Source organism: Enterobacter cloacae complex sp. SYL003, assembly GCF_049236925.1.
Classification (GTDB): Bacteria; Pseudomonadota; Gammaproteobacteria; order Enterobacterales; family Enterobacteriaceae; genus Enterobacter; species Enterobacter intestinihominis.
The window spans coordinates 1-547 of sequence record NZ_JBMKJK010000073.1; the positions used below are offsets into that span (position 1 = coordinate 1).

1 rRNA gene is annotated in these 547 nt (G+C 53.2%); it reads right to left on the bottom strand.

Annotated elements, in window-relative coordinates:
- Positions 1-25 precede the first annotated feature (25 nt).
- Positions 26-547, bottom strand: a 16S ribosomal RNA gene (locus tag ACOT1A_RS24630); the annotation flags it as partial.

Consider the following 547-nt stretch of genomic DNA (forward strand, 5'->3'; position numbering starts at 1 on the left):
CACTACAAAGGCAGGTTCTTTAAGGTAAGGAGGTGATCCAACCGCAGGTTCCCCTACGGTTACCTTGTTACGACTTCACCCCAGTCATGAATCACAAAGTGGTAAGCGCCCTCCCGAAGGTTAAGCTACCTACTTCTTTTGCAACCCACTCCCATGGTGTGACGGGCGGTGTGTACAAGGCCCGGGAACGTATTCACCGTGGCATTCTGATCCACGATTACTAGCGATTCCGACTTCATGGAGTCGAGTTGCAGACTCCAATCCGGACTACGACGCACTTTATGAGGTCCGCTTGCTCTCGCGAGGTCGCTTCTCTTTGTATGCGCCATTGTAGCACGTGTGTAGCCCTACTCGTAAGGGCCATGATGACTTGACGTCATCCCCACCTTCCTCCAGTTTATCACTGGCAGTCTCCTTTGAGTTCCCGGCCTAACCGCTGGCAACAAAGGATAAGGGTTGCGCTCGTTGCGGGACTTAACCCAACATTTCACAACACGAGCTGACGACAGCCATGCAGCACCTGTCTCAGAGTTCCCGAAGGCACCAA